Source organism: Qipengyuania atrilutea (assembly GCF_013370205.1).
Classification (GTDB): domain Bacteria; phylum Pseudomonadota; class Alphaproteobacteria; order Sphingomonadales; family Sphingomonadaceae; genus Actirhodobacter; species Actirhodobacter atriluteus.
In genome coordinates, this window is sequence record NZ_JABWGV010000008.1 from 33,999 (window position 1) to 58,635 (window position 24,637).

A 24,637-nucleotide genomic window follows, 5' to 3' on the forward strand; every position below is an offset into this window, starting at 1 on the left:
CGACTGTCCGCTTCCAAGCAATTAGCATCACAGAGCAGTCGTTCCACTATTGGCCCAAAAAGGGGCCGATCGCGTGTTAACCTGCTAGATTGGCCAAGGATCTGGCCAAATTTGTCGAACTGTCGGCTGGTTGACGCTTCACTACAAAATGCGAGGCCGGTTTGCGAAACCGGTATGCCCTAATCCGCAGTGGCCGATGACAGCACTGGGCCATAGGCGATCGTCAACCGGACTACCGCCCATAGCGGTCCAAGTATGGCTGCGGCGATCATGCAGGCAGCAAAATCGGGCTGATACAGCATCAATGTGTTAACCGATCCTCCGAAGAGCCCGGGGACGATGGCCAACAGGAATGCGGCCATTGCCAGCGTTGTGGCAACCGGGAACCACAGGCTCAACAGGCCAGCTACACTCTGTGTCCGCTTGCGCCGCAGCGCGGCGCGGCTGCGCCATGCCCAGCCGGTGCTGACAAGGAAGAGCAGCGGCAGAACAAGCATCATCAGGAAGGTCGTCTTTGGCCAGATTCGTGAACCCTCCCCGGCATACTCGCGACCCAGCGCAATCGCGGTGATCCCATTGAGCAAGCTGCCGTTATCAGCGAAACCGATCCCGCCATTGGCGTTAACCAGCACGATCGCCGCCTTGCGTTCGGCCGGCAACAGCGTCACCAGCGCCTCGCTGCCTGGAACGAGTCCACGGTGGGCTGCGGTTCCGGCTTTCAGGTCGATAAACCAGCCCAATCCATAGAACGGTGATTGCTTGCTGGCGGGGCGGAGCATCTGGGCCTTGCCCACCGCGCTGATAATGTCGTCGCGGCCGTCAAGCATGATCGCGGCATAGCGTACCAGATCGCTGGCGCTGGCAAAGATGCCTCCTGCCGGGGCCGCAACCTGCCCATTCTCCCGTTCGGTGTAGGCGCGCTTACCGCCGAACCATGGGCGATGGCCACGCGCTACCCCGCCAGGCTCTGCACCGCGGGCAACGAAGCTATGCGTCATCCCGGCCGGCTTAAGGATGCTGCGTTCGATATAGTTGGCGAAATCCTCTCCTGTCACAGCCTCGATCACCGCACCGAGGAGATGGTAGTTGGTGTTGGAATACTCCCAGCGTTCACCGGGAGAGTAAGCCGGGGTCCAGTCTGCGACCATCGCGGCATGGGCGGCGAGGGTCTCCGCATGGGGGCCGTTGCCCTGCACGGTAGAATAGCCGCTGGTGTGGCTCAGTAACTGGCGCAGGGTGATCGCGCCGCTCGGCCTCCCCGCAAAGGCATCGAGATAGTTGCCAACTCCCGTGTCAAGATCGAGCTTCCCTGCCTCGACCAGCTGCATCACCGCAAGGGCAGTGAAGCTTTTAGACACTGACCCGATCAGGAACGGGGTATCTGGTGTGACCGGTTCTCCTCCGCCAGCCAGGGTGGTTCCGCGCGCACCGGCGGCGACCTTGCCTTTGTCGATGGCTGCATAGGCAAGCCCCGGCGCACCGGATTCCGGCCAGACTGCGGTGACGAAGTCCTCCACCGCTTTGAGCGAAACCGATGCGCCAAGGTTAATTGGCAGAAGAGCCAAAATCGCCAGAATCATGCTGCGCAATTGATGTCTCCGGCTGCAAGACGCGTACGAGATACTGTGTCTTGTGCAGTGCACCTGCAACAATCACAAGATGCAAGCCAGAAATTCATTTGTTACAATCAACGTCAACTCGGATTTTCGACAATAGGTGAGACGGCCGACGGGGAGGCCAAGGGCTGATGTCTATACTCAGAATGTTTGCGGCAGGATTGGCACTCTTTCTGGCGCATTTGTCTTCTATAGCCATGGCGAACACTTCCGGCACCTACTTGCTGGACAATGTGCAGGTGCTCGATCTCGACGGGGATGGTGCTGTGGTCCGTCCGGACATGGCTATCCTTGTCGAGGACGGAATCATCGCCGCGGTCATGCCGTCCGCCGAGCCGCGCTCCAAGGAGGGCTTGAGGGTCATCGACGGCGCGGGCCGGATCGCCATGCCGGGGCTAGTCGATATGCACGTTCATGTCTGGGACGAAGCCTCACTCGGAGCCTATCTTGCCGCCGGGGTAACCACCATCCGCAATGCCTCGGGCATGCCGTTCCACCTGCGTCTCGCCGACCGAATCGCGCGGGGCGAGACGCTTGGCCCGCGGCTGATAACCACCGGGCCGATCCTGAACAGCTCTGGGGCCAATGCGCAGATCAACCACCATATCGTGACGACGGCGGAGGAAGCGAGGGCGGCGGTGCGGCAGCACCATGCGGCCGGCTTTCGCAGGCTCAAGGTGTATTCCAATCTCACCCGTGCCGCCTACGAGGCGATCCGAGACGAGGCATCGCTACTGGGCATGACGATCATGGGCCACACCCCCGAAGGCTTGCGAGCGCCAGGCATGCCTTATGAAAAGCCGTTCGCAATCGCTTTCGAGGAACTGCTCGACGACGGCTTTGTGACGATCGAGCACGTCGAATCCATCGTCTGGCATGGTCTGCGTGACGCCCATGACGAGAATGCCGCGTGGCAACTGGCGCAGAACATTGCGGCCGCCGGCGTGCCGGTCGATCCGACACTGCTGGCGTTTTACAATCTGCTGCAAGTCGCGGAAACAGATGGCGCATATCTGGACCGCGCCGGCACCGAACGTATCAATCCTCTGCTGGTGGCTCAGTCACAGCCCGAATATGAGCGCTGGACGGCTGAAGACCCTGCGCGCCACCGAGAGGCCTTCGCCTTCTACCAACGCATGACGAAGATGCTGGCGGAAGAGGGCGTGGTGCTTGTGGCGGGCAGCGATGCAGGCATCTTCACCAACGTGCCAGGCGTGTCGCTGGTCGAGGAACTGGAACTACTGGAAGCGGCAGGACTAAGTCGAGCGGACGTGCTGCGGACCGCGACCCAGAATGCCGCAATGGCCTTGGGCGAGGACAATCTTTTTGGCCGTATCGCGCCGGGCCAGCGCGCCGATCTGATCCTGCTTGAACGCGATCCGGCGACCGACCTATCCGCGCTCAGAGCGATTTCCGCTGTGATCGCCGGTGGGCGCTATCTCAACCGCGAGCGGCTCGACGATTTGCTTGCGTGGGCCGCTAATCACGATGTCGCCCGCACACAGCGTCATCTGATCGAAGCGCTTCAGGCACAAGGCATCGATACCAACGCACTGGGGCTGTGATCGCAAAGACCGCGGCACAAACACGTGGTGCGCCACTGCGTATTGACGCGTTGCGTTAAGTTCCGACACAAAGCGCTCTTACAGCGCAAAATATCTATGACCGCTTTTCGGAAGCGTGGGCGATCGGTCTGATGACTGAAAATGGGGCGCAAAGCTGCCATACAATCCAGCGAGTGCAGTTTGCTCACCTAGGAGTTGAGACAAACATTAATTTCTCCTCACTCTTTGCTGATTTCAGACGCATGTCTCTCACTGCATGATCGCGAGATACGTTGAGCAAAACCGCGCGGAACTGGATCGAAAACTACAGCTATCGGTTGTCCAGAGCTTTGTCTGAAAAATCTCCGGGACTGTTTGGTGCGGTCGAGAAGACTCGAACTTCCACGGGTTATTCACCCACAACGACCTCAACGTTGCGCGTCTACCAGTTCCGCCACGACCGCACACAGTCAGTTCCGGGTGCGCCTGGCGCGTTCCCGTCCGGTAGGAGCGCGCCACTAGCAACGCGCCCGCCCTGCCGCAAGCATTTTGCGTAGACCTATCCCGAGAATTCGGTGTCTACAGGAAAACCTTATTCGGAAGACCAGCCGAAATCGGCGAAACGTGCCGATGTCGGCACGTCGGTTACAGCCTCGCTGATGGTCACGCTTTCGCCCGGTGCGAGCGTGCGCTTGGGCGGCTGTGCCTCGAAACTGTAGACCACGCGCAGGTTCTCGTCGCGCAGCACGATGAGGACGGGCGGCACGTCGCGCGTTTCCGTCCCGACGTTGGTGATCGTGCCCTTGGCGCCGAAATACTCGGTCTCGCCCGGCAGCGTTCGCCGTTCCTGCGCGTCGATCGGGAAATCCATCTGCAGGTCGGGCTCGCTCGCCGCGAATTGCGGACCGCCTTTCGCCCAGTCCGGCAGACCCCAGATCTGGATCGCCGCGACGAAACTGGCGGCAATCACGGCGAAGGCGACTGCGGCGGCAGTGAACAGCTTGAGCGGATTGCGGCGCGGGCGGAAGGGCGGGGCGTAGTCGAACGGCGAACGGCCGGTATCTTCCTCTTCCTGCGGAGCGTCGTAATGCCGCTTCGCTTCGGTGTCGGTTCTGGTTGCCGGTTCGCTTTGCTCGGTCGTGTCGGGCTGAGCTGCCGAGGCCGCTTCCGGTTCTTCGACCGTTGCGTTTCGCTCGGTCGGAGCGGGGGGCGGCGCGTCGTCAGCGGCCGGAGGTGCCGCAACGGGGCGAACCTCTTCATCTCGCTCGTCGTCGCGGTCGGGCGCGCTGGAAGCGGCAGGCTCTTCCGCAGGACGGCGCGGGGAGGGCGCCGGCTCCGACCTTTCGGGCGATTGCGCGGTTTCGGACGACCGCGCCGGGGGCGCGGGTTCCGGAGAGGCTGGCGGACCTTCGCGCTCTTCCAGCGAAGGGCCTTCCTGGAACCAGCTGTGTTTGCATTTGGCACAGCGAACGGTTCGCCCATCGATCCCGACGGCATTATCCGGCACGACGTATCGGGTCGCGCATGCGGGGCAGGCGATAATCATCCTTAACGGTCTTACGCACGGCTTTGCGCCGCAACAAGGCTTTCGCCGGTGAGAGCGGGGCAACTACGGCTTTTTTCCACATCGCAGGCTCGTTATAGGCTGCCCGTGATGCCCGCCGCGTTCCGCCTCGACCTGTCTGTCTGCCTGGGGCGGCGCGATGGATAGCCAGCATCCGGTCGTACAGCTCGACAATGTCGGTCTCAGGTACGGGACCGACAAGGAAGTGCTTTCGGGCGTAAGCTGTTCGCTGCACGCGGGGCAGTTCTACTTCCTCACCGGGGCGAGCGGCGCGGGCAAGACCTCGCTTCTGAAGTTGCTGTATCTGGCGCAGACCCCGTCGCGGGGCGCCTTGCGGATGTTCGGAACCGATATGGTGACTGTCCCCAAGGACAAGCTTCCTGCCTTTCGTCGGCGTCTCGGTGTGGTGTTCCAAGATTTCCGGCTGGTCGAGCACATGGACGTATTCGATAATATCGCCCTGCCGCTGCGCGTGGCGGGCGTGCGCGAGCGCGATCTGGTCGAGCCGGTGAGCGATATGCTGGCTTGGGTCGGCCTCGAAAACCGTGCTCATGCGAAACCGGCGACGCTATCAGGTGGTGAGCAGCAACGGGTCGCCATCGCGCGCGCGGTGATCAGCAAGCCCGACATGCTGGTCGCGGACGAACCGACCGGCAACGTCGACCCTGAGATGGCGCTGAAGCTCCTCAGCCTCTTCTACGCGTTGAACCGGCTGGGCACGACAGTCGTGGTCGCGACGCACGACGTGCAGCTGCTGCGGCAGATGCCCGATGCGCTAATCATGCGGCTCGACAAGGGCAAGCTGATGGACCCGACCGGCGCGCTGCGATATCCGCCGCGGGCAGTGCAGAAGCGGGAGCCGGCATGGCCCGGCGTGGCGAGCGACGAGCGGGCATGAGGCGTCCTCCGGTCGTATCCGATGCGGTCAAGCGCGGGCTGACGCCGCTGCACCGGCGGCAATCCTCGCAGCTGCTGCCGCGCACGCGCATGGGCGGGCCGATGCCGTGGATCATCGCGATCATGGTCGCGCTAGTCGTGCTCGCGGCGGGCGGGGCTTTGGCGCTGGGCACGCTGGCCGACAGTGCGAGGGGTGAGCTGGCCGGAGCCGCAACCGTGCAGATCGTCGAGGCGGACCCGCAGACACGCGCAGTGCAGGTCCGGCGTGCGGTGGCGGCGCTATCGGCCGATCCGGCAGTGGTAAGCGTCCGCGCGGTACCGGAGGAGGAGATCGAAGCCCTGCTGCAACCCTGGCTCGGCGATCTGGAAACGGGCGGTGTGTCCGCCGTTCCGGTACCGGCGCTGATCGACATCCAGCTTACCGAAGCGGCGGGCGACGCGGAACTGGCCCGTCTTTCTGGATTGCTGGAGAGCGCCGCACCCGACGCGCGACTCAACGCGCAGTCGGACTGGCTCGGTCCGGTCTTCGGCGCCATCGCCTCGATCCAGTGGCTCGCGCTCATCCTCGCACTGATGTTGGCCTTCACTGGCGTGACGGCAGTCTGGCTGGCGGCGCGCAATGCTCTGGCTGCCAACGCCAAGACGATCGAGGTGGTGCATCTTCTCGGGGGCGACGATCACCAGATCGCCCGCGTCGTGCAGCGCGCCATGCGGACGGAGGCAGTTCTGGGGAGCGCGGCGGGCTTCGTAATCGGCGCTGCAGCGCTCCTGTTTCTGGGCTCGCAGTTTGCCGCCCTCGATTCAGGGCTTGTCGCGGGCGGCGGGATCGGCTGGAGCGGCTGGGTGATACTTGCGCTTATACCCCTTCTCGGTGCCTTTGTGGCCCTGTTGACCGCCCGTCTGACCGTTCTTTATCTGCTGCGGAAGATCGCATGATCTGGCGCGCGTTTCTGGCGGTGGTCGGCGTGTGGCTGCTCGGCTTCATCTGGTTTGCGATGGCCCTGCCGCAGCCGCTCGACCCGCAGTATCAGACCGATGCGGTAATCGTGCCGACAGGCGGGGCAGGGCGGATCGCACGCGGTCTCGACATCATCGAGGCGGGCGGGGCGCAGGAGCTCTTCGTTTCGGGCGTCGATCCCGAAGTGAAGCCGGATGAGTTCGCGGAAGAGTTCGCAGTCCCGCCCGAGCGAATGGAATGCTGCGTGACGCTGGGCTTCCGGGCGGTCGATACGCGCAGCAATGCGGTGGAAGCGGCAGATTGGCTCGACGACCACGGCTTCAAGACCGTCCGCCTCGTCACGACCGACTGGCACATGCGGCGCGCGGCGAACGAGTTCCGCGCCGCACTGCCCGAAGGGGTGGAACTGGTCGAGGACGGCGTACGATCCACGACCTCGTTGTCGACGCTGTTTCTCGAGTATAACAAGCTGCTCGCCAGCCGCGCCGCGAAGCACCTGTTCTCATGAGCAGGGCGTTACTGATCATGCGGAACTTCGCGTTCTACCCGGTCTTCTACCTCGGCTCGATCGTCATCACCCTGACCGCACTCGCGGTCGCGCCGTTCAACACCCCCAAGTTCCGCAAGGTGGTGTGGTTCTGGAGCCGTTTTCACCGCTGGTGTGTGACCGACATTCTGCGGGCCCCGGTCCGCTTAGAAGGCAGGCCGATCAACGGGCCAGTCCTTTACGCCATAAGGCACGAGAGTTTCTTCGAGGCAATCGACATGCCATGCCTGCTCGATACGCCGAGCGTCTTTGCCAAGCAGGAGCTTTTCACCATTCCCGGATGGGGTCCGGCGGCGCGCGCCTATGGCCTCGTTCCGGTCGCGCGCGATGCCGGCGCGCGGGCGCTCATGGCGATGATCCGCGAAGCGCGAGGTCTCGCAGCCGAAGGGCGGCCGCTCGTAATCTTCCCCGAGGGATCGCGCGTCGAACACGGCGTGCGCGCGCCGCTGCGCTCGGGCTTCGCGGGGCTTTACAAGGCGCTGAAACTACCGGTCGTGCCGGTCGCCGTGAATAGCGGCCCGGCCTACCACCGGTTCTGGAAGGAGGCGCGGCCGATCACGTACCGGTTCGGTGAGACCATTCCAGCAGGCCTCGACCGCGCCGAGATCGAGCGGCGGGTGACCGAAGCCATCAACGCATTGAACGATCGGCCGTAGTCAGCCGGGTTAATGCTTGCGCCCGAAGTCCGGCGCAGCGTCGTCCTGCCCCTGCTCGATGACCTGCCGCCGGATGGCGCGGGTGCGGCTGAACATGTTGTGCAGCGTTTCGCCGTCGCCCGAACGGATCGCGCGCTGCATTGCGGTGAGATCCTCGGTGAAGCGCCCGAGCATCTCCAGCACCGCATCCCGGTTGTGGAGGAAGACATCGCGCCACATTGTCGGGTCAGACGCGGCGATGCGAGTGAAGTCGCGAAAACCGCCTGCGGAATATTTGATGACTTCGCTGCGCGTCACCTCTTCCATGTCTGATGCAGTGCCAACGATGGTGTATGCGATGAGGTGCGGAATGTGGCTGGTAACGGCAAGAACGAGATCGTGATGCTCGGCATCCATGATCTCGACCGTTGCGCCGAGCCGCTGCCAGAAAATGCGAAGCGCCGCGAGGGCTTCGGGCGCGGCTCCCTCGGGCGGGGTGACGATGCACCAGCGCCCGTGGAACAGTTCAGCAAAGCCGGCATCCGCGCCGCTTTGTTCGGTCCCGGCGACCGGATGCGCCGGAATGATGGTGCGGCCCGGCAGCGCTTCGGTCAGGTCGCGCAGCACGCTTTGCTTCGACGAACCCACATCGCTGACGATCGCATCGCCGCGAAGGTGGGGGTCGATCTTCGCCGCGACGCTTTTCATCGCGCCGACAGGTACGCACAGCAGGACGAGGTCCGCATCGCGCACCGCCTCGGCGATGTCGTTATGGACGGTGCCGACCAGCCCGCGTTCGGTCGCTCTTGCGCGCGTCGCTTCATCGGCATCGTAGCCGGTCGTGACGATTTCGGGCGCGTCGGCACGGACGGCGAGGCCAACCGACCCGCCAAGAAGGCCCAATCCGATGACCGCAACCCGCTCGATCACTGGTCGCGTTCCACCAGCTCGCGGAGTGTCGCCGCAATCTCGCCCATCTGCTTGGCGCTGCCGATGGTGATGCGCAGCGCGTGCGACAGGTCGCCGCCGGGAAAGTGGCGCACGGCGTAACCCGCTTCGGCCAAGGCATCATGCGCGGCCTCGGCGCTGACGGCGCCCTCGAACAGGACCATCGTGAAGTTCGCTTCGCTCGGCAGGGCGCGGAGGCCGTAGTTGCCGAGAGCGCCGATCGCGTCCACGAAGCGGGCTCTTTCCTGCGCATTGTGCTCTGCGGAGCGGCGGACGAAACCGTGATCGCCGAGCGCAGCGACAGCGGCGGCCTGTCCGCTCGTCGTCACGTTGAAGGGCCCGCGGATGCGGTTGAGGTTCGCGACGAGGTCGGGCGCGCCGGTAGCCCAGCCGATGCGCTCGCCCGCCAGCCCGTAGATCTTGCTGAAGGTGCGGGTGACGAGCACGTTTTGCCGCTCGCTCGCAAGCGCCAACCCGGCTTCCGCCGACGCCGCGTCGGTATATTCGGCATAGGCCTGGTCGAGCACGAACAGCACGTCAGCGGGCAGACCGTCGAGCAGGCGCGCGACTTCGGAATGCGGCAGGTTCGAGCCGGTCGGATTGTTCGGATTGGCAAGGTAGACAACGCGCGTCCGCTCGGTGACGGCGGCCCGCAGCGCATCGACATCGGCGCCGTAATCGCTGTCCGGCGCCTCGACCGGCTGCGCGCCGCAGCGCCTTGCCGCGATATCGTAGACCGAGAACGTGTGCCGCGAAAACAGGACTTCATCACCGGGGCCGGCATAGGCCTGGGCGGCGAGGTTCAGCAGTTCGTCCGACCCCGTGCCGCAGACGATGCGCGCCGCATCGATACCGTGGAGCGCACCAATCGCTTCGCGTAGTCCCACAGCGCCCGGATCGGGGTAGCGCGCAGGCGTTCGCGGTTTTGCGAGGGCTTCCGCCGCCGCCGCACCGCAACCGAGCGGGTTCTCGTTCGCCGATAGCTTCACGAGGGCGCGCCCGTCCGATGCCTTCGCCTTGCCCGGAACATAGGCGTGGATCGCCTCGATCCAGGGTTTTGGCACGGGGGCGGTTTGTTCTGTCTCGCTCATTTCGCCGCGGCGCATAGCCGCTTTGCAGGCCCAAGAACAGCCGATTGACACTGCGCAGCCATTCCCGCAATCGCCGCTGCCATGATGTCGCCCGCCGCCCTCAGCAACGTAACGCTACCCGCCGATCTGTCGCTCGACAGCGGACAGGCGCTCAGCGGCGTATCGATCGCGTACGAAGCCTACGGCGCACTGAACGCGGCGAAGGACAACGCTATCCTCGTTTGCCATGCGCTGACCGGCGACCAGTTCGTCGCGAGCGAGCATCCTGTGACCGGCAAATCCGGCTGGTGGGAGCGGATGGTCGGCCCCGGCAAACCGGTCGACACGGACCGCTTCTTCGTCATCTGCGCCAATGTCATCGGCAGTTGCATGGGCTCGACCGGCCCGGCAAGCGAGGCCAGCGACGGGCGGCCCTACGCAATGCGCTTCCCGGTCATCACCATCCGCGACATGGTGCGCGGTCTTGTCGGTCTGCTCGACGTGCTCGGGATCGAGCGGCTGCACACGGCGGTCGGCGGGTCGATGGGCGGAATGCAGGTCCTGAGCATCGCGGCAAACTTTCCGGAGCGCGCAAACCGTGTCCTCGCGATCGCGACGACCGCGCGGCATTCGGCACAGAACATCGCCTTCCACGAAGTAGGCCGGCAGGCGATCATGGCCGACCCGGCATGGCACAACGGCGACTACTACGCCGCGGGCGCGCAGCCCGATGCGGGGCTCGCCGTTGCGCGGATGGCCGCGCACATCACCTATCTTTCGGAAGAGGGTCTCACCCGAAAGTTCGGACGACGCCTGCAGGACCGGCCCGACGGCAGCGCAGGCGCAAAAAGTTTCGGTTTCGATGCCGATTTCCAGGTCGAAAGTTACCTCCGCTACCAGGGCAGCGGTTTCACCCGCCGCTTCGACGCCAATTCCTATCTCTACATAACGCGCGCGATGGACTATTTCGACCTCGCCGAAGAACACGGCGGCACGCTGGCCGAGGCCTTCGCGGGTTCGAAGGCGCGGTTCTGCATCGTCAGCTTCGATACCGACTGGCTCTACCCGACGAGCGAAAGCCGCCACATCGTCCATGCGCTCAATGCGGCCGGCGCGCCGGTTAGTTTCGTCGAGCTGTCCGCGCCGTACGGTCACGACAGTTTCCTGCTTGACGTTCCGGCGCTCGACCGGGTGGTGAAGGGCTTTGTCGGCTGATGGCACAAAGTACGCCAGACTTCGGCCTCAGACCCGACCTCGCCGTCATCGCGCGGGTTATTCCAGACGGTTCGCGAGTGCTCGATATCGGCTGCGGTGACGGCGCGTTGATGGAAGCGCTGCAGGCGCACAAGGACTGCGACGTGCGGGGGATCGAGATCGACCCCGACAGTGTGGAGAAGTGTGTCGCGCGCGGCCTCTCCGTGGTGCAGGGCGATGCGGACAGCGACCTCGCCGCCTATCCGAAAGGCAGTTTCGATTTCGTCGTGCTGAGCCAGACGCTGCCGATGGCGAAGCGGCCCGATCTGATGCTGGGTGAATTGCTGCGCGTCGGGCGGCAGGCCTTCGTCAGCTTCCCCAACTTCGCGCATTGGCGCACGCGTGCTGCCCTCATGTTCGGCGGCCGGATGCCGGTAACGCGCGCCTTGCCACTGACGTGGTACGAGACGCGCAACATCCACCACGTCACGGTCGACGACTTCCGCGAGCTTGCACGTGAAAAGGGCGCACGGATCGAGAACAGCTGGTTCTTCGCCGGCGAGAAGCCGGTCGGGCGGGGCGCCAATCTACGTGCCGAGTTCGCCGTGTTTCAACTGACGCGTTAGCGCGAGCGCGTAGCCAGCCGTTCAGCTTCGCGAGGTTAGGACACCGCATGGTCATCGCTCCGATAGTTTCCGCCCTCATTGCCGTTGCCGCGCAAACCGCTGCCGCGCCGCCCGCATCCGAACTGTCGCTTGAGCAGCGCACGGCAATCCGCTGCTCGTCCCTGTTCGCTATCGTCGCCCGGCAGCAGGAAGCGGGCGATGCCGAAGCGCTCGAATATCCGCCCATGATGCCCCGGGGGCGCGAGTTCTTCGTGCGGACGATGGCGAAGATGATGGAAGATCCCGCCTTCGACCGCGAGCGGGTGCGGGGCCTGCTCGCCGACGAAGCGCAGTCACTTGCGAGTGACCGGGAAGCGCAAGCTGCTGCGATGCCGCCGTGCCTTGCGCTACTGGATATTGCTGAACTGTAGGCTGCGAAAACAACCGTTCAGGGTTCGCTAACGCTCGCAGTACAACTGTTTCGCCGTAATTTTTCTCGCAACGAGGATTTCGTGATGCGTAAACTTTTGTCCGCCGCCGCCTTTGCTGGTGCCGCCACCATGTCCGTGCCGCTTGCTGCGCAGGACTATGCCGATGAATACGCTCCGGTCGCGCAAAGCGGCGATCTCGCAAGTCTGTCGGAAAAGCTCGGCGATCCCGACAAGCAGTACGAAATGGCGATGATGATCCAGACCATGACCGAAGTGCTGCTGGACCTCCCGCTCGCCCCGCTTGCCGAAGCCGCTGCGGAGATTGCCGGCGAAGACCCCGCCCGCGTCGATCCGAACCTGACGCTTCGCTCCCTATCGCCGCAGTCCAGCGATGTGCCGGAAAAGGTCGGCCGCGCCGTGCCGCGCGCAATGGGTGCGGTTGCCGGAATGGCGAAGGGCTTCGAAGCAATGCTCCCGGCCTTGCGCGAAATGGCGGACCGTATGGAAGAGGCCGCGAGCGACTACTGATCGCCCCCTGAACTGACGAGTACCAATTAAGGACAAACATTTACGCATTTGTGGACGCGCCGCGCGCGATCCGGCATGAGCGCGCCGCATGTGGCAGCTCTACCAATTCCCCCTGTGTCCATTCAGCCGCAAGCTGCGGCTGCTGATGGGGGAAAAGAACATCAGCTACGAACTGGTGCGCGAAAATCCTTGGGAGGAACGTGACGAGTTCTGGGCGCTTAATCCCGCCGGGCGAACCCCCGTGCTGCACGATCCCGAAAAGAACCTGACGTTGTGCGACAGCCGCGCCATCTGCGAGTATCTCGAAGAGACGGTCGAGCGCAGTCCGATGATCAACGGCACGGCCGCCGGGCGCGCGGAAATTCGCCGCCTGACCGCATTGATGGACGAGAACTTCTACGGCGACGTCACTGCGCCGCTGCTCCACGAGCGCATGAAGAAGCGCCTCGTCCTGAAGCAGTCGCCCGATTCGCGCGTGCTGCGCGATGCGATGCGGTTGGTTCACGGCCATCTCGACTATCTCGATTGGCTGATCGACAACCGCGCGTGGCTTGCCGGGCCGACGATGAGCCTCGCCGACCTCGCAGCCGCGGCGCAGATTTCCGTGGTCGACTATCTCGGCGGGATCGACTGGCGCGACCACCAGCAGACGAAGCGGTGGTATGCCGTATTCAAAAGCCGGCCCAGCTTCCGCCCTCTCCTTGGAGAGAAGATGGTCGGCATCCACCCGCCCGAACATTATGCGAAGGTCGACGCGTAACGCGGGTCCCGCGCTTCAAATGAGCTCCTTCCTTCCCATATCGGGTGAAAGAAGGAGCATCACATGGCCGATATTATCGCAAATCCCGAACAGCTCAGCGAAGCCGACTGGCGCGAGCGGCTGACGCCCGAACAGTATCACGTCCTGCGCGAAGCCGGGACCGAGCGCGCCTTCGCCGGCAAGTACGACAAGAACAAGGCGGACGGCCAATATCGCTGCGCCGGTTGCGGCAAGGTCGTGTTCGAGAGCAAAGCGAAATACGACAGCGGCTCCGGCTGGCCCAGCTTCACCAAGCCCGCCGAAGACAGTGCGGTCGAGGAAAACCGCGATACGTCGCACGGCATGGTCCGCACCGAAGTGGTCTGCGCGAACTGCGACGGGCATCTCGGCCACGTATTCCCCGATGGGCCGGGCGAGAACGGACTGCGCTATTGCATCAACTCTATCGCGCTCGAATTCGACGCAGCGGGCGAGAAATAAGCGGTCTCCGCGCGGATCGGTGGAGTATCCACAAATTCGGCGTGGGCGCAGCGTTCAGATTCGGTTAGGAACCCTGTCGGCACAGCGCGACGCGGGGGGCGCTTTGCCGATCGGCGGGTGCTGAGACCTCTGCAAAGGGTACGTCCGGCTTAATGGCTCGAAAAGAACGCGCACATTTGAAACGCGAAGCCTCGCGGCAAAGCGCGGGCTCGCGTTCGCGCACAGTAAAACGCGGGGCGCGCCGTTCGCACGAACGCGGGGCTTTTGCTCGCTGGACGCGCCGCTTCGTCCTGTGGGGCGGCGGCCTGGCCGTACTGTGCTTCATTTTTCTTGGTATCGCGGTCGCTTTCGCGGCGCGCGACTTGCCGAGCTATTACCAGTTGAAGGCGAGCCAGGTCGGCCAGACGATCGTGGTCCGGGCTCGCGACGGCTCGCAGATCGTCGAACTCGGCCCGAGCTACGGCAAGTGGCTCGACAGCCACGAAATCCCGCAGGTGATGAAGGATGCGATGATCTCGGTAGAGGATCGCCGCTACCGGTCGCACTTCGGCGTCGATCCCATCGGCCTCATTCGCGCGACGTACGTCTGGGCGACCGGCGACAAGCGCTTTGGTGCAACCTCCACCATTACGCAGCAGCTTGCGCGCAACCTGTTCCTCAACTCGAACCGCACCGTGGACCGCAAGCTGCGCGAAGCCGTACTCGCGATCGCGATGGAGACGAAATTCTCCAAGGAACAAATCCTCGAGCTTTATCTCAACAAGGTCTATTTCGGGGGCGGCGCCTACGGCATCGACAGCGCGAGCCGGAAGTTCTTCAGTCATCCGGGCGACGACCTTTCGGTAGCCGAAGCGGCGATCATCGCCGGGCTCGTCAAGGCTCCGTCGCGCTATGCCCCGACGGCCGATGTCGATGCAGCGGTCGACCGGGCGCGCATCGTGCTGCAGCTCATGGAAGAACAGGGCCGGATCAGTCCGATGCAGGCCAATGTCGACGTATCTGCGGTGAAGCTGAAACAGGACCGAAGCCAGAATTCCGTCCGCTACTTCACCGACTGGGCGCTGCCGCAGCTCGATCTGTTGCTGCCCGAGACCTTCGAGCCGATCGAGGTCTGGACCACGCTCGACCCGGGCTTGCAGGAAGCCGCAAGCGACGCGCTGAAAGCCAATGCACCGGGCGGCGCGCAGGGAGCGCTCGTCAGCCTCGACCGCGACGGCGCGATACTTGCGATGGTCGGCGGGACCGATTACGTGAGAAGCAATTACAACCGCGCCGTGCAGTCGCTGCGTCAGCCCGGTTCGGCTTGGAAGCTGTTCGTATATCTCGCCGCGCTCGAGGCCGGATACACGCCCGAGGATATGGTGAAGGATACGCCGACGACGATTGAGGGTTGGACGCCGCGCAACTCGGGCGGCGGCTATGCCGGCGACATCGATGTCCGCACCGCCTTCGCCTATTCGAAGAACACGGTCGCCGCGCAGCTCGGCAACGAGGTCGGCTTCGGTACGGTCGCGCGCATGGCCCGGCGCTTCGGCATTACGACGCCGATCTCCACCTACCCATCGATGGTACTGGGAAGCAGCGAAACGCGGGTGATCGACATGACCCAAGCCTTCGCGTCGGTCGCGGCCGAGGGCCAGTCGGTCCAGCCTTACGGCATCCTGCGGGTGACGACAGCCAGCGGCGATGAGCTCTATCGCTACAGCCCACCGCGCAGCAGCCAGCTCGTCCCCGACTACGTGGCGGCGGGCATCACCGATCTCCTCCAGACCGCCGTTAATACTGGCACCGGCAAGGCCGCGCAGATCGGCCGACCGGTGGCGGGCAAGACCGGCACGACGAACAGCAACAAGGACGGCTGGTTCCTCGGCTTCTCAAGCGGCATCACGACCGGCGTCTGGATGGGCCGCGACGATGCGAAGGCGGTCGGCGGCCTCCAGGGCGGCACCGCGCCCGCGCGCGCCTTTGCCCAGTACATGAAGTTCGCGGTTCGCAACCGCCCGGTCGAGGAATTCAAGACCGAGGTGAAACTGCCCGAATGGCAGCTCGAACCAGACGACGAGTATTTCTTCGGTAATCCGGAAGATTATTACTTCATCGACGAGGACGGCAATCTGATCGAGCCGGGCATGGGCGATCCGGAAAACGGTCCGGGCGAGAACCCCTTCGACGTGGACGATCAAGGACTGCCGATCCCGCCGCCTGCGCCCGATGTCGATGGACGTACCGGCAGGCAGCCTGCCCCGCAGCAGAGCCCCACGCGCCGCGCGCCGCCCGCGATCGACGACGACTTCCTCGAACGCGCAACTGGGCGCGAGATACCGGACGACAGCGGGGGGCAATCGCGCGCTCCCGCCCCGCCGTCGGTCCCGCAGACGCCGCGCGGTTCGACGTCCTCCCAACGCACACAGAACTGATCCGGAACTGGTAGATACAAAAGAAAACCGCCCCCTGCGCTTAGCAGGAGGCGGTCTTTTCATTTGCGCGTCTAGAAGTCTTAGCGGAGGCGTACGGCCAGCGAGCGAGGCGGTATACCTCGGCGCTGCACGCGCAGCAGCACTGCTTCGCGGTTCTCCTGGTCGGCTTCGGCAATAGCCGCTTCCAGCCCTTCGACGCCTTGCAGATTGCGGTAGTTGACCTGCAGGATGACGTCGCGCCGTTGCAAACCCTTGCGCGCCGCGTCGGAGTTGGGATCGACCGAGACGACGGCCACGCCTGTCGTGTCGTCCGAAATGCCAAGCTGCGAATTGATTTGCGGCGAGAGTTCGACCACCTGCAGTCCGAGCCGCTCGAGAATGATGTCGCTCGACTGCACGTCGGGGTCTGCGCCCTCGTCGTCGCCTTCGAACATCTGGTTCTGGCGCAGCTGATCGTCGCTCGGGCGGCGGCCTACCGTCAGCGTCACGCGGCGGCGATCGCCGTTGCGCAGCAGCTCGACCGGAATGCTCGTGCCCGGGGCAATATTGGCGACGATGTACGACAGCGTCTGATCGGGGGTGACTTCCTGCCCGTTCACCCTGGTGACGACATCGCCGGCCTGGATACCGGCCTCGTCAGCGGGCGCTCCCTCTTCGACCGATTGGACGAACTCGCCGCGATTGCGCGGAAGTCCGAGCGAGTCGGCGAGATCGCCGGTGACGGGCTCGATGCGAACGCCGAGATAACCGCGCTGGATTTCCTCGCCCTGCATCAGCGTCCTGACGATCGGTGCCGCGATCTCGGCAGGGATTGCAAAACCGATGCCGACACTGCCGCCCGAGGGCGAGAAGATGGCGTTGTTGATGCCGATCACATTGCCCTGCATGTCGAACAGCGGACCGCCCGAGTTGCCGCGATTGATGCTGGCGTCGGTCTGGATGTAGCGGTCATAGGCGCCGCCCTGGCCGGTGTTGCGCAAGACTGAGGAGACAATACCGCTCGTCACCGTCCCACCAAGGCCGAACGGATTACCGATCGCGATGACCCAGTCGCCGGTGCGCGCCTGCTCAGAATCGCCGAACCGCACGAAGGGGAAGGGCTCGCTGCGCTGCACTTTGAGGACCGCGAGGTCGGAGGCCGCGTCGTTGCCGACCAGTTCTGCCTCGTATTCCTTGCCATCGGGCATGGTCACGGTGATTTCCTCGACCGTGCCGCGACCCGTTGGGCTGACGACGTGGTTGTTGGTGACGACGAACCCGTCAGCCGAAATGATGAAACCCGAACCGAGCGACTGCGCCTCGCGCGTCGTCGGCTGCTGCGGCTGGCCGCCGCCGCGCCGTCCGAACAGGTCGGCAAGCGGGGTTCCGGCGAAGGGGTTGTTGCTGACCTCGACGCGCTGACGGGTGGAGATGTTCACCACGGCCGGCTGAAGCTGTTCGGTCAGGTCGGCAAAGCTCTCGGGTGCGCCTGCACGCGGTACGACGCGGGCCATCGTGCTGTCGTCGTTCTGGGCGACTTGAGCGCCCGCAGGGAAGCCGGTCGCGAGCGAAAGCGCTGCACCGCCGGCAAGCAGGGTTCCGGTCAATCCGTAAGCATATTTCACAGGATATCTGTCCTTTCGGTTAGTCGGCCGCGCACTGGACACTTCATCGAATGCCGGGGTGCGCGTATGCGTTCCAATAGAGCGCAACCGCGCTGAATAACCATTGAACGCGCGCCCCGCGCCGCCTGCAATCCGTCGATCGAGGTCGGCGCTTCATGGGGCCTTGGTCAGCCTGATGCCGATCAGCGCTGCCCGCGGAACTGCCGCAGGTATTCGTTATCCGGCGACAGGATCACGCTGGTGTCCGCCTCGCCCTGTTCGAAGGTCCGGCGATAGCTTTCCATGGCACGGTAGAAATCGTAGAATTCCGGGTCCTTGCCATAGGCCTGTGCGTAGGTGTTTGCAGCGTTCGCTTCCGCTTCGGCGCGAATGATCTGCGCATTCTTGCGGCCTTGAGCGCGGATGGTTTCCGCTTCTTCCTGCCGGTCGGCTTCCATCCGCTGGAATGCGGATTCAAGCGGTGTTCCTTCGGGCAAATCGGCACGCTTGATCCGCACGTCGATGACCTGCGCGCCGTACTGGCGGGCCTGCCGGTCGAGCGCTTCGCGGATGTTCGCCATTGCCGTACCGCGCTCCGCCGTCAGTAACGAGGCGAAGGGACGGCGGCCGAGTTCCTGCCGCAGGACCGAAGTCAGAATGGGCGAAAGCTGCGCTTCGACATTCGCTTCGGAGCCGGCGGTTTCGACCATCAATACCGGATCGATGATGCGGAAGCGCGCATAGGCATCGACCTGCAGGCGCTGCTGGTCATTAGAGAGAACCTGCTGGCGGTCCATGTCGAGGTCGAGCACGCGCTTGTCGACGTACTGGACAGTCTCGATGAACGGAAGGCGCCAGCCGATGCCCGCGCCGGTCTGCCCGTAGGGTTCGTTCGGCGCGAAGCGGTTGATCACGCGGTCGGGATCACCGGTACGGACCACGACGACCTGCTGGTCTTCGGGCACGACGATAATGACCGAGAAGGCGGCGATGATGATCGCGACGAGCGCGATGATCGCGAACTTATGCTGTTCCCATATACGTTCCATCTTACTGCCCCCCCGTAGCCGGAGCCGGCTGCGACGACTGCTGCGAGCGGCGGCGCACTTCGGGTAGCGGCAGGTACGGCGTCACGCCGTCGGCCTCGATAATGGTCTTGTCGGTCTTGGACAGCACGCTTTCCATCGTTTCGTAGTACAGGCGGCGGCGCGTCACTTCGGGCGCGAGCCGGTATTCAGCGTAAATCTTGTCGAAAGAAGCCGCATCACCCTGCGCGCGGGCAAGCACCTGCTGCGCATAAGCGCGGGCGCGGTTCACTTCGGTTTCGGCATTTTGCTGCGCGGCGGAAACGTCCTTGAACGCCTCGACCACGCGGGTCGGCGGATCGGTCTTCTCGATCTCGACACCCTGTACGGCGACGCCCGAGCTATACGCATCGAGAAGCGCCTGCATCCGCGTGCGGACGCGCTGCTCGATTTCCGCGCGGCCTGCACCTGACAGCACGCTGTCGAGTTCCTGTTCGGCCACCGAAGCGCGCATCGCGGCTTCAGCCACTTCGCGCACGGTTTCTACCGGGTCGGCGAGCTGGAACTTGAACTGTTCGAGGTCGCGGATATTCCAGCGAATGACGTAGGATAGATCGACCAGGTTCTGGTCGCCGGTCAGGATCAGTTTCTCGCTATCGTTGCCCGGCACCCGCTCGGAACGGAAAGTGCTGACGTCCATGACATCGACGTTCTGGATCGGCCAGGGAGCCGTAAAGTTCAAACCCGGATCTAGCGTATCGGTGTATTTGCCGAAGGTCGTGACGATGCCCTTTTCCTTCGGCTCGACCTGGTGAAAGCTGGTCGACACGATCCACAGCGCTACCAGCGCGAGGATGACGAGCGGCGTCCAGCTTTTCCCACCGGGGCGCTCTGGCATCCGGAACCTTGGTCCGCCCGGACCGCCTCCGCCCATGCGGCGCGGACCTTCGGGGCCGCGGTTCTTGAAGATATCCTCGATCGAAGCGGAGCGACGCGGTTCCTCGCCCCCGCTCGGCGGAAGCCACGGGTTGCGCGGTCCGTTCTTACGCGGCGGGGTATCCGCCCGCGGTCCGCTATCGCTCCCGGCGCCGTCTGCATCGCCACTATCGTCCGCAGAGGGCTTCCCCCACGGGGTTTTCTTGCCGGCCATCGCCAGCGCAATCGTTCGTCCGAACCCGTCCATCAGTCTCATACTATCTTTATAGGGTTGGGATGGCAGAAAAACAGGGGTTGGCTTTCGCTTTTTAATGGTAGAGCGCGTGCGCACGATGGCCGACGATACGATACTTTCGAAATTACGAAGCAAACTGAATACGCACGCCCCCGACCGCGTGCAGTCCGCGTCGCTGAAGGAGGCGCGGCTGCTCTTGGTGGTGGACGTTGCCGGACTGGATGAAGCGGAGCGTGATGCGCTCGCTGGCGACGTTCGCGCGGCTGCGCTTTCGCTGGACGGTGTGAGCGACGTGCAGCTTGCGATGACGGCCGAACGGGACGGGCCGCCGCCCGAACCGGCAAAGCCGCTGATGATCGCGGTAGGCTCGGGCAAAGGCGGGGTCGGCAAGTCGACGCTCACCGCCAATCTCGCGGTCGCGCTGGCGCGCCGGGGCCGCAAGGTCGGGCTGGTCGATGCCGATATTTACGGCCCCTCGCAGCCGATGCTGTTCGGCACGAGCAAGGCCAAGCCCGAAGCCGAAAACGAGAAGCTTATTCCGATCGAGAGCGAGTGCGGTGTTTCGCTCCTGTCGATGGGCCATCTGACGGCGCCCGGCAAGGCGCTGGCATGGCGCGGGCCGATGGCGGGCAAGGCGCTCGCGCAGCTTATCAATGCGCATTGGGACGCAGAGGTGCTGCTGGTCGATCTTCCCCCCGGCACCGGCGATGTGCAGATCACCATGCTGCAGCATTTCCGGCCCGACGGCGCGGTGCTCGTCTCTACGCCGCAGGATCTCGCGTTGATCGACGCGGTGCGCGCCGGGCAGCTGTTCGACCAGGGCGGCATTCCGGTGATCGGACTGGTCGAGAACATGGCGGGCTATGTCTGCCCCCACTGCGGTGAGGCTAGCGACCCGTTCGGCAGCGGCGGGATCGAGGAAGCGGCACGGCGGCTCGAACTGCCGTTCCTGGGCCGCGTTCCGCTCTCCATCGATATCATGGCCGCGAGTGACGCGGGCACACCGCCCGCAGCTGGCGAGGGTCGCGAAGCGCAGGTCTTCGCCAATATCGCCGCCGAGCTCGAAGAATGGATCGAGGCTCGCCGCGGATGAGCGAAGCGCCGGCCAGCCAAGCGCCGCGTATTTCGCGCCGCGGCCTGCTGATCGGAGCGGCGGCGGGCGGCGGGCTGATCGCTGCATGGATGCTCTACCCGCGCGATTATGCGGTTCCGCTCGAGCCGGGGCGGGGCGAGCACGGGTTCGGTGCATGGCTCAAGATCGCGAACAACGGCGTGGTCACGGTGGCAGTTCCGCAGCTCGAAATGGGGCAGGGGATCACGACCCTGCTGCCGCAGATCGTCGCGGTCGAGCTCGGCGCCGACTGGCGGCAGATCGCGGTCCAGCCTGCTCCGCCGAGCGGCGCCTATCCCAACGTGCCGCTCGCTGCCGAATGGGCGGAGCTCTGGGCACCGCTGTTCGCCGGTTTGGCCGATGAGCCACAGGACTGGCCCGACAGCCTCATCGCCGAGCGCTACGCCCGCTCCGAACGGTTTGGCGCAACCGCGTGGGGCACGTCTCTTGCCGCCTTCGAGCAGCCCTGCCGCGAGGCTGCGGCATCGGCGCGGGCCATGCTGGCGATGGCCGCGGCAGAGCGTTGGGGTGTCACGTGGGAGGAATGCACGGCCGAAGACGGCTTCATCGTGAACGGCGCTCGGCGCGCGTCGTTCGGGGAGCTCGCTAGCGAAGCGGCCTCCTTCGATCCGCCCGATCCGCCGCCGCTCTTTCCCGAACCCGTCAGCGAACAGCCCGAAGCCTTCGGTGCGCCCGGTGCCGCGGCATTCCCGCGGCTCGACCTGCCTGCAAAGGTCGACGGTACGTTCCAGTTCTCCGCCGACATTCGCCTGCCGCACATGGTTCATGCCAGCATCCGTCACGGCGTTCCGGGCCGCCCATTTCTCGAAAGTTTCGAGGAAAGCCGGGTCGCGGGCGTTCGCAGTCTGGTCGGCGTCGTGGAATCGAAACGCTGGCTCGCCGCCGCGGCGAGCGACTGGTGGGGCGCCGAGCGCGCGCTCGAACTCATGCGCCCGCGTTTCAGCGGTCCCGACCCCGTCGACAGCGCCCGGATGACCGAGATGCTGTCGATCGCGATCGACAGCGAGGATCCGCATGTGATCGAAACACGCGGCGAACCGGGGGAGCTTAACGCGCCATCCGACTATTCCGCGCGTTACGAGATTGCTCCAGCGGTTCATGCGGCCCTCGAAACGGCAAGCGCTACAGCGCGATACCGCGACGGCAAGCTGGAGCTCTGGATCGCCGCGCAGGCTCCCGAACATGCGCGCGCGGCGGCAGCGAAAGCTGTGGGATTGCCGCTGTCCGATGTGGTGCTCTACCCGATGCCCGCCGGTGGAAGTTTCGATGCGCGCCTGAGCCATATCCACGCGATCGAGGCAGCGCAGATCGCAGTCGCTCTCGGCCGTCCGGTGCAGCTTACCTGGCCGCGCCGGCAGGAGATGCTCGCCGTGCCGATGCGCCCCCCTGCGCTGATCGATGTGACGGCGCGGCTCGCGGGGGGCGGCAGCGCGCGGGTCGATACGCTGCGCACCCGGATCGCGGTTCCGCCGACCATGCGCGAGTTCGGCCACCGACTGTTCGACAATGCGACGCCCGAAAGCGCGATCGACAGCGCGAAAGGTGAAGCTGATCCGCTCGCGGTCGCAGGCGCGATGCCGGTTTACGACATTCCGAACGTCGCGGTCGAACACGTGCCGGTGACGCTGCCGCTCCAGACCGGGCCGATGCGCGGGCGGGCGCACGGCTACACCTGTTTCGCGACCGAATGCTTCATCGACGAACTTGCCGCCCGCGCAGGCAGCGAACCGCTGTCTTACCGCATGACCATGCTGGGCAGCGATCCGCTGATGGCCGTGCTGCTGCGCCGCGTCGCGGGCATGGCGCAGTGGGACGGAGGCAGGCGCTCCGCCGGATCGCGCAACGACGGACAGGGGCTGGCGTGTCTCAAGATGGGGGGCGGCGGCGCGGAGGGCGAGGGGCGCATCGCTTGCGTCGCCGAAGCCCGTCCCGGACCGGGCGGGATCGAGGTCGTGCGCCTGTTCGCGGCGGCGGAGATCGGGCGGATCGTCAATCTCGACATCGCGCGCCAGCAGATCGAAGGCGGCCTCGTCTACGGTCTCGGTCTCGCGCTCGGCTCCAGCCCGGTGATGACCGGCGGCGTCCCGGAAAGCGCGCGGCTTGCCGACCTCAACCTTCCGCGCCTCCGCAGCACGCCGCAGATCGAGGTGGCTTTCGTTCCGGGAAGCGCGGCTGCCTTCGATCCGGGCGAGCTGGGTGTTGGCGTCGTCGCTCCGGCGGTCGCCAATGCGGTGTTCGCCGCGACCGGCACGCGCATCCGTACTCTCCCGCTCACGAGGGGAATGACGGTGCGCAATACGGAAGTAGAGGAACCGGCGGCCGAGCAAACGCCGCAAACCGAAGAGATCGAGGAAATGCCCGATGACGCGCCGGAGAACGCCGGTCCGGGCGAGGATACTACCAACGAGGACGGGTCGAGCGGCGCGGATGCGGGTATCGAGGAAGGAATAGTATGACCTGGCAGGAACAGCAGCTTCCATCGGATCACCCGCAGGTCCGGAGCGGGCGCGTCGGCGTGCTGCTCGTCAATCTTGGGACGCCCGACGCCGCGACACCGAAGGCGGTGAAGCGCTACCTAGCGGAGTTTCTCTCGGACCGCCGCGTCATCGAAATCCCGCCGATCGCCTGGCAGCCGATCCTGCGCGGCATCATCCTCAACGTCCGCCCGAAGAAGTCGGCAGCTGCCTACATCAAGGTCTGGACCGACAAAGGCTCGCCGCTCGCCGCGATCACGGCGAACCAGGCGGAAAAGCTGCAGCCCGTCTTAGGCGAAGCGGCGCAGGTGGACTGGGCCATGCGCTACGGCAACCCGTCCATCGAGAGCAAGCTGACCGCGATGAAGGATGCGGGCTGCGACCGGATACTCGTGGCGCCGCTCTATCCGCAATACTGCGCGGCGACGACTGCGACCGTGGTCGACAAGGTGGGCGAGGTGCTGGCCGCCATGCGCTGGCAGCCGACTATCCGCACCCTTCCGCCCTATCATGACGATCCGCATTACATCGGCGCGCTAGCGAGCGATATTTCCGAGCAGCTAGGCACGCTCGCCTATACCCCCGAAGTGCTGCTGCTCTCCTTCCACGGGATGCCGCAGCGCACGCTGGAACTGGGCGATCCCTATCACTGCCATTGCCGAAAGACCGCGCGGCTGCTCGAAGCGAAGCTGCGCGCGGACGGTTTGATCGGTAGCGACATGCGGGTGGAAACGAGTTTCCAGTCCCGCTTCGGCCCAGCGAAATGGCTGGAGCCGGCGACCGATGCGACGCTCGAACGCGAGGCGGCTTCCGGAACGCGCCGGATCGCGCTGGCCGCACCGGGCTTTGCCGCCGACTGCGTCGAGACGCTGGAGGAACTCGCCATCGAAGGGCGCAAGCAGTTCGAGGAGGCTGGCGGAACGGACTTCGCTGTGCTCACCTGCCTCAATACGACCGAGCCCGGAATGGCGATGCTGGAAGCAATCGTCAGGCGCGAACTCGCAGGCTGGATTTAACGGCGCGGTTACATTAGTAAGATAGGTAGCGAAACGAAACCG

The 24,637-nt window shown here is 64.7% G+C and carries 22 protein-coding genes and 1 tRNA gene; 15 read left to right on the plus strand and 8 right to left on the minus strand.

Going from position 1 to position 24,637, the window contains the following annotated elements; all coding sequences use genetic code 11:
- Positions 1-179: 179 nt before the first annotated feature.
- Positions 180-1,580, minus strand: a complete 1,401-nt coding sequence (locus HUV48_RS13740; RefSeq protein ID WP_176268328.1) for a serine hydrolase domain-containing protein — start codon at positions 1,578-1,580, stop codon at positions 180-182.
- A 233-nt stretch (positions 1,581-1,813) separates the two neighbouring features.
- Between HUV48_RS13740 and HUV48_RS13745 the strand changes: the two genes are divergently transcribed.
- Entirely contained in the window at positions 1,814-3,181 is a 1,368-nt protein-coding gene (locus HUV48_RS13745) for an amidohydrolase family protein (protein WP_176268300.1), read from the plus strand.
- Positions 3,182-3,536: 355 nt separating this feature from the next.
- Here HUV48_RS13745 and HUV48_RS13750 read toward each other — a convergent pair.
- Positions 3,537-3,624, minus strand: a tRNA-Leu gene (locus HUV48_RS13750).
- Between the two features lie 128 nt (positions 3,625-3,752).
- On the minus strand, positions 3,753-4,706 hold the full coding sequence (locus HUV48_RS13755; protein ID WP_176268301.1) for an MJ0042-type zinc finger domain-containing protein: 954 nt from the start codon (positions 4,704-4,706) through the stop codon (positions 3,753-3,755).
- A gap of 157 nt (positions 4,707-4,863) precedes the next feature.
- Here HUV48_RS13755 and ftsE point away from each other — a divergent pair, with 157 nt between their 5' ends.
- The 4 genes from ftsE to HUV48_RS13775 are packed head-to-tail and all read left to right on the plus strand — an operon-like array spanning position 4,864 to position 7,782.
- Positions 4,864-5,622 carry a cell division ATP-binding protein FtsE gene (gene ftsE / locus HUV48_RS13760; RefSeq protein WP_176268302.1) on the plus strand — a complete coding sequence of 253 codons (759 nt, stop codon included), beginning with the start codon at positions 4,864-4,866 and terminating at the stop codon, positions 5,620-5,622.
- Positions 5,619-6,557, plus strand: coding sequence for a cell division protein FtsX (locus tag HUV48_RS13765; protein ID WP_176268303.1), 939 nt, complete (start codon positions 5,619-5,621; stop codon positions 6,555-6,557). Before ftsE ends, HUV48_RS13765 begins: the two co-directional genes overlap by 4 nt.
- A complete protein-coding gene (locus HUV48_RS13770; RefSeq protein ID WP_176268304.1) occupies positions 6,554-7,087 on the plus strand; it encodes a YdcF family protein in 534 nt (177 codons plus the stop codon). Before HUV48_RS13765 ends, HUV48_RS13770 begins: the two co-directional genes overlap by 4 nt.
- Positions 7,084-7,782 (plus strand): lysophospholipid acyltransferase family protein, encoded by a 699-nt coding sequence (locus HUV48_RS13775; RefSeq protein WP_176268305.1) that lies wholly within the window; start codon positions 7,084-7,086, stop codon positions 7,780-7,782. The genes HUV48_RS13770 and HUV48_RS13775 overlap by 4 nt, the downstream gene beginning before the upstream one ends.
- A 9-nt stretch (positions 7,783-7,791) precedes the next feature.
- Here HUV48_RS13775 and HUV48_RS13780 read toward each other — a convergent pair whose 3' ends face one another.
- Together HUV48_RS13780 and hisC are read right to left on the minus strand one after the other, a co-directional pair.
- Positions 7,792-8,691 carry a prephenate/arogenate dehydrogenase family protein gene (locus HUV48_RS13780; RefSeq protein ID WP_176268306.1) on the minus strand — a complete coding sequence of 300 codons (900 nt, stop codon included), beginning with the start codon at positions 8,689-8,691 and terminating at the stop codon, positions 7,792-7,794.
- A complete protein-coding gene (hisC, locus tag HUV48_RS13785; RefSeq protein WP_176268307.1) occupies positions 8,688-9,800 on the minus strand; it encodes a histidinol-phosphate transaminase in 1,113 nt (370 codons plus the stop codon). The genes HUV48_RS13780 and hisC overlap by 4 nt, the downstream gene beginning before the upstream one ends.
- An 81-nt stretch (positions 9,801-9,881) precedes the next feature.
- Here hisC and metX point away from each other — a divergent pair, with 81 nt between their 5' ends.
- The 7 genes from metX (at position 9,882) to HUV48_RS13820 (ending at position 16,194) form a co-directional block, all read left to right on the plus strand.
- A complete protein-coding gene (metX, locus tag HUV48_RS13790) occupies positions 9,882-10,994 on the plus strand; it encodes a homoserine O-acetyltransferase MetX (protein WP_404799940.1) in 1,113 nt (370 codons plus the stop codon).
- A complete protein-coding gene (metW, locus tag HUV48_RS13795; RefSeq protein ID WP_176268308.1) occupies positions 10,994-11,599 on the plus strand; it encodes a methionine biosynthesis protein MetW in 606 nt (201 codons plus the stop codon). The genes metX and metW overlap by 1 nt, the downstream gene beginning before the upstream one ends.
- 47 nt (positions 11,600-11,646) lie before the next feature.
- Positions 11,647-12,009, plus strand: coding sequence for a hypothetical protein (locus HUV48_RS13800; RefSeq protein ID WP_176268309.1), 363 nt, complete (start codon positions 11,647-11,649; stop codon positions 12,007-12,009).
- Between the two features lie 84 nt (positions 12,010-12,093).
- Positions 12,094-12,537 carry a hypothetical protein gene (locus HUV48_RS13805; RefSeq protein WP_176268310.1) on the plus strand — a complete coding sequence of 148 codons (444 nt, stop codon included), beginning with the start codon at positions 12,094-12,096 and terminating at the stop codon, positions 12,535-12,537.
- An 88-nt stretch (positions 12,538-12,625) separates the two neighbouring features.
- The gene (locus HUV48_RS13810; RefSeq protein WP_176268311.1) at positions 12,626-13,297 is read left to right on the plus strand and encodes a glutathione S-transferase family protein; all 672 of its coding nucleotides are present in this window, start codon (positions 12,626-12,628) and stop codon (positions 13,295-13,297) included.
- Positions 13,298-13,360: 63 nt separating this feature from the next.
- The gene (msrB, locus tag HUV48_RS13815; RefSeq protein WP_176268312.1) at positions 13,361-13,777 is read left to right on the plus strand and encodes a peptide-methionine (R)-S-oxide reductase MsrB; all 417 of its coding nucleotides are present in this window, start codon (positions 13,361-13,363) and stop codon (positions 13,775-13,777) included.
- 152 nt (positions 13,778-13,929) lie between these two features.
- On the plus strand, positions 13,930-16,194 hold the full coding sequence (locus HUV48_RS13820) for a transglycosylase domain-containing protein (RefSeq protein WP_176268313.1): 2,265 nt from the start codon (positions 13,930-13,932) through the stop codon (positions 16,192-16,194).
- An 80-nt stretch (positions 16,195-16,274) separates the two neighbouring features.
- Here the strand turns inward: HUV48_RS13820 and HUV48_RS13825 are convergent, their stop codons facing one another.
- The 3 genes from HUV48_RS13825 to hflK form a co-directional block, all read right to left on the minus strand.
- Positions 16,275-17,798, minus strand: a complete 1,524-nt coding sequence (locus HUV48_RS13825; RefSeq protein WP_176268314.1) for a Do family serine endopeptidase — start codon at positions 17,796-17,798, stop codon at positions 16,275-16,277.
- Positions 17,799-17,980: 182 nt separating this feature from the next.
- Positions 17,981-18,826, minus strand: coding sequence for a protease modulator HflC (gene hflC / locus HUV48_RS13830; protein WP_176268315.1), 846 nt, complete (start codon positions 18,824-18,826; stop codon positions 17,981-17,983).
- 1 nt (position 18,827) lies between these two features.
- The gene (gene hflK / locus HUV48_RS13835) at positions 18,828-19,994 is read right to left on the minus strand and encodes a protease modulator HflK (protein ID WP_176268316.1); all 1,167 of its coding nucleotides are present in this window, start codon (positions 19,992-19,994) and stop codon (positions 18,828-18,830) included.
- A gap of 283 nt (positions 19,995-20,277) precedes the next feature.
- Here hflK and HUV48_RS13840 point away from each other — a divergent pair, with 283 nt between their 5' ends.
- From HUV48_RS13840 to hemH, 3 genes are read left to right on the plus strand one after another with little or no spacing between them, the layout of a single operon-like run.
- Positions 20,278-21,066, plus strand: a complete 789-nt coding sequence (locus HUV48_RS13840) for an Mrp/NBP35 family ATP-binding protein (RefSeq protein WP_225871727.1) — start codon at positions 20,278-20,280, stop codon at positions 21,064-21,066.
- Positions 21,063-23,561, plus strand: a complete 2,499-nt coding sequence (locus HUV48_RS13845; protein ID WP_176268317.1) for a molybdopterin cofactor-binding domain-containing protein — start codon at positions 21,063-21,065, stop codon at positions 23,559-23,561. The genes HUV48_RS13840 and HUV48_RS13845 overlap by 4 nt, the downstream gene beginning before the upstream one ends.
- The gene (hemH, locus tag HUV48_RS13850; RefSeq protein WP_176268318.1) at positions 23,558-24,595 is read left to right on the plus strand and encodes a ferrochelatase; all 1,038 of its coding nucleotides are present in this window, start codon (positions 23,558-23,560) and stop codon (positions 24,593-24,595) included. Before HUV48_RS13845 ends, hemH begins: the two co-directional genes overlap by 4 nt.
- Positions 24,596-24,637 lie beyond the last annotated feature (42 nt).

What these genes read in the sequence shown, in the direction of transcription:
- HUV48_RS13740 (WP_176268328.1), bottom strand. Translation starts at nt 1,580, where the DNA reads ATGATTCTGGCGATTTTGGCTCTTCTGCCAATTAACCTTGGCGCATCG.
- HUV48_RS13745 (WP_176268300.1), top strand. Translation starts at nt 1,814, where the DNA reads ATGGCGAACACTTCCGGCACCTACTTGCTGGACAATGTGCAGGTGCTC.
- HUV48_RS13755 (WP_176268301.1), bottom strand. Translation starts at nt 4,706, where the DNA reads ATGATTATCGCCTGCCCCGCATGCGCGACCCGATACGTCGTGCCGGAT.
- ftsE (WP_176268302.1), top strand. Translation starts at nt 4,864, where the DNA reads ATGGATAGCCAGCATCCGGTCGTACAGCTCGACAATGTCGGTCTCAGG.
- HUV48_RS13765 (WP_176268303.1), top strand. Translation starts at nt 5,619, where the DNA reads ATGAGGCGTCCTCCGGTCGTATCCGATGCGGTCAAGCGCGGGCTGACG.
- HUV48_RS13770 (WP_176268304.1), top strand. Translation starts at nt 6,554, where the DNA reads ATGATCTGGCGCGCGTTTCTGGCGGTGGTCGGCGTGTGGCTGCTCGGC.
- HUV48_RS13775 (WP_176268305.1), top strand. Translation starts at nt 7,084, where the DNA reads ATGAGCAGGGCGTTACTGATCATGCGGAACTTCGCGTTCTACCCGGTC.
- hisC (WP_176268307.1), bottom strand. Translation starts at nt 9,800, where the DNA reads ATGAGCGAGACAGAACAAACCGCCCCCGTGCCAAAACCCTGGATCGAG.
- metX (WP_404799940.1), top strand. Translation starts at nt 9,882, where the DNA reads ATGATGTCGCCCGCCGCCCTCAGCAACGTAACGCTACCCGCCGATCTG.
- metW (WP_176268308.1), top strand. Translation starts at nt 10,994, where the DNA reads ATGGCACAAAGTACGCCAGACTTCGGCCTCAGACCCGACCTCGCCGTC.
- HUV48_RS13800 (WP_176268309.1), top strand. Translation starts at nt 11,647, where the DNA reads ATGGTCATCGCTCCGATAGTTTCCGCCCTCATTGCCGTTGCCGCGCAA.
- HUV48_RS13805 (WP_176268310.1), top strand. Translation starts at nt 12,094, where the DNA reads ATGCGTAAACTTTTGTCCGCCGCCGCCTTTGCTGGTGCCGCCACCATG.
- HUV48_RS13810 (WP_176268311.1), top strand. Translation starts at nt 12,626, where the DNA reads ATGTGGCAGCTCTACCAATTCCCCCTGTGTCCATTCAGCCGCAAGCTG.
- msrB (WP_176268312.1), top strand. Translation starts at nt 13,361, where the DNA reads ATGGCCGATATTATCGCAAATCCCGAACAGCTCAGCGAAGCCGACTGG.
- HUV48_RS13820 (WP_176268313.1), top strand. Translation starts at nt 13,930, where the DNA reads ATGGCTCGAAAAGAACGCGCACATTTGAAACGCGAAGCCTCGCGGCAA.
- hflC (WP_176268315.1), bottom strand. Translation starts at nt 18,826, where the DNA reads ATGGAACGTATATGGGAACAGCATAAGTTCGCGATCATCGCGCTCGTC.
- hflK (WP_176268316.1), bottom strand. Translation starts at nt 19,994, where the DNA reads ATGAGACTGATGGACGGGTTCGGACGAACGATTGCGCTGGCGATGGCC.
- HUV48_RS13840 (WP_225871727.1), top strand. Translation starts at nt 20,278, where the DNA reads ATGACGGCCGAACGGGACGGGCCGCCGCCCGAACCGGCAAAGCCGCTG.
- HUV48_RS13845 (WP_176268317.1), top strand. Translation starts at nt 21,063, where the DNA reads ATGAGCGAAGCGCCGGCCAGCCAAGCGCCGCGTATTTCGCGCCGCGGC.
- hemH (WP_176268318.1), top strand. Translation starts at nt 23,558, where the DNA reads ATGACCTGGCAGGAACAGCAGCTTCCATCGGATCACCCGCAGGTCCGG.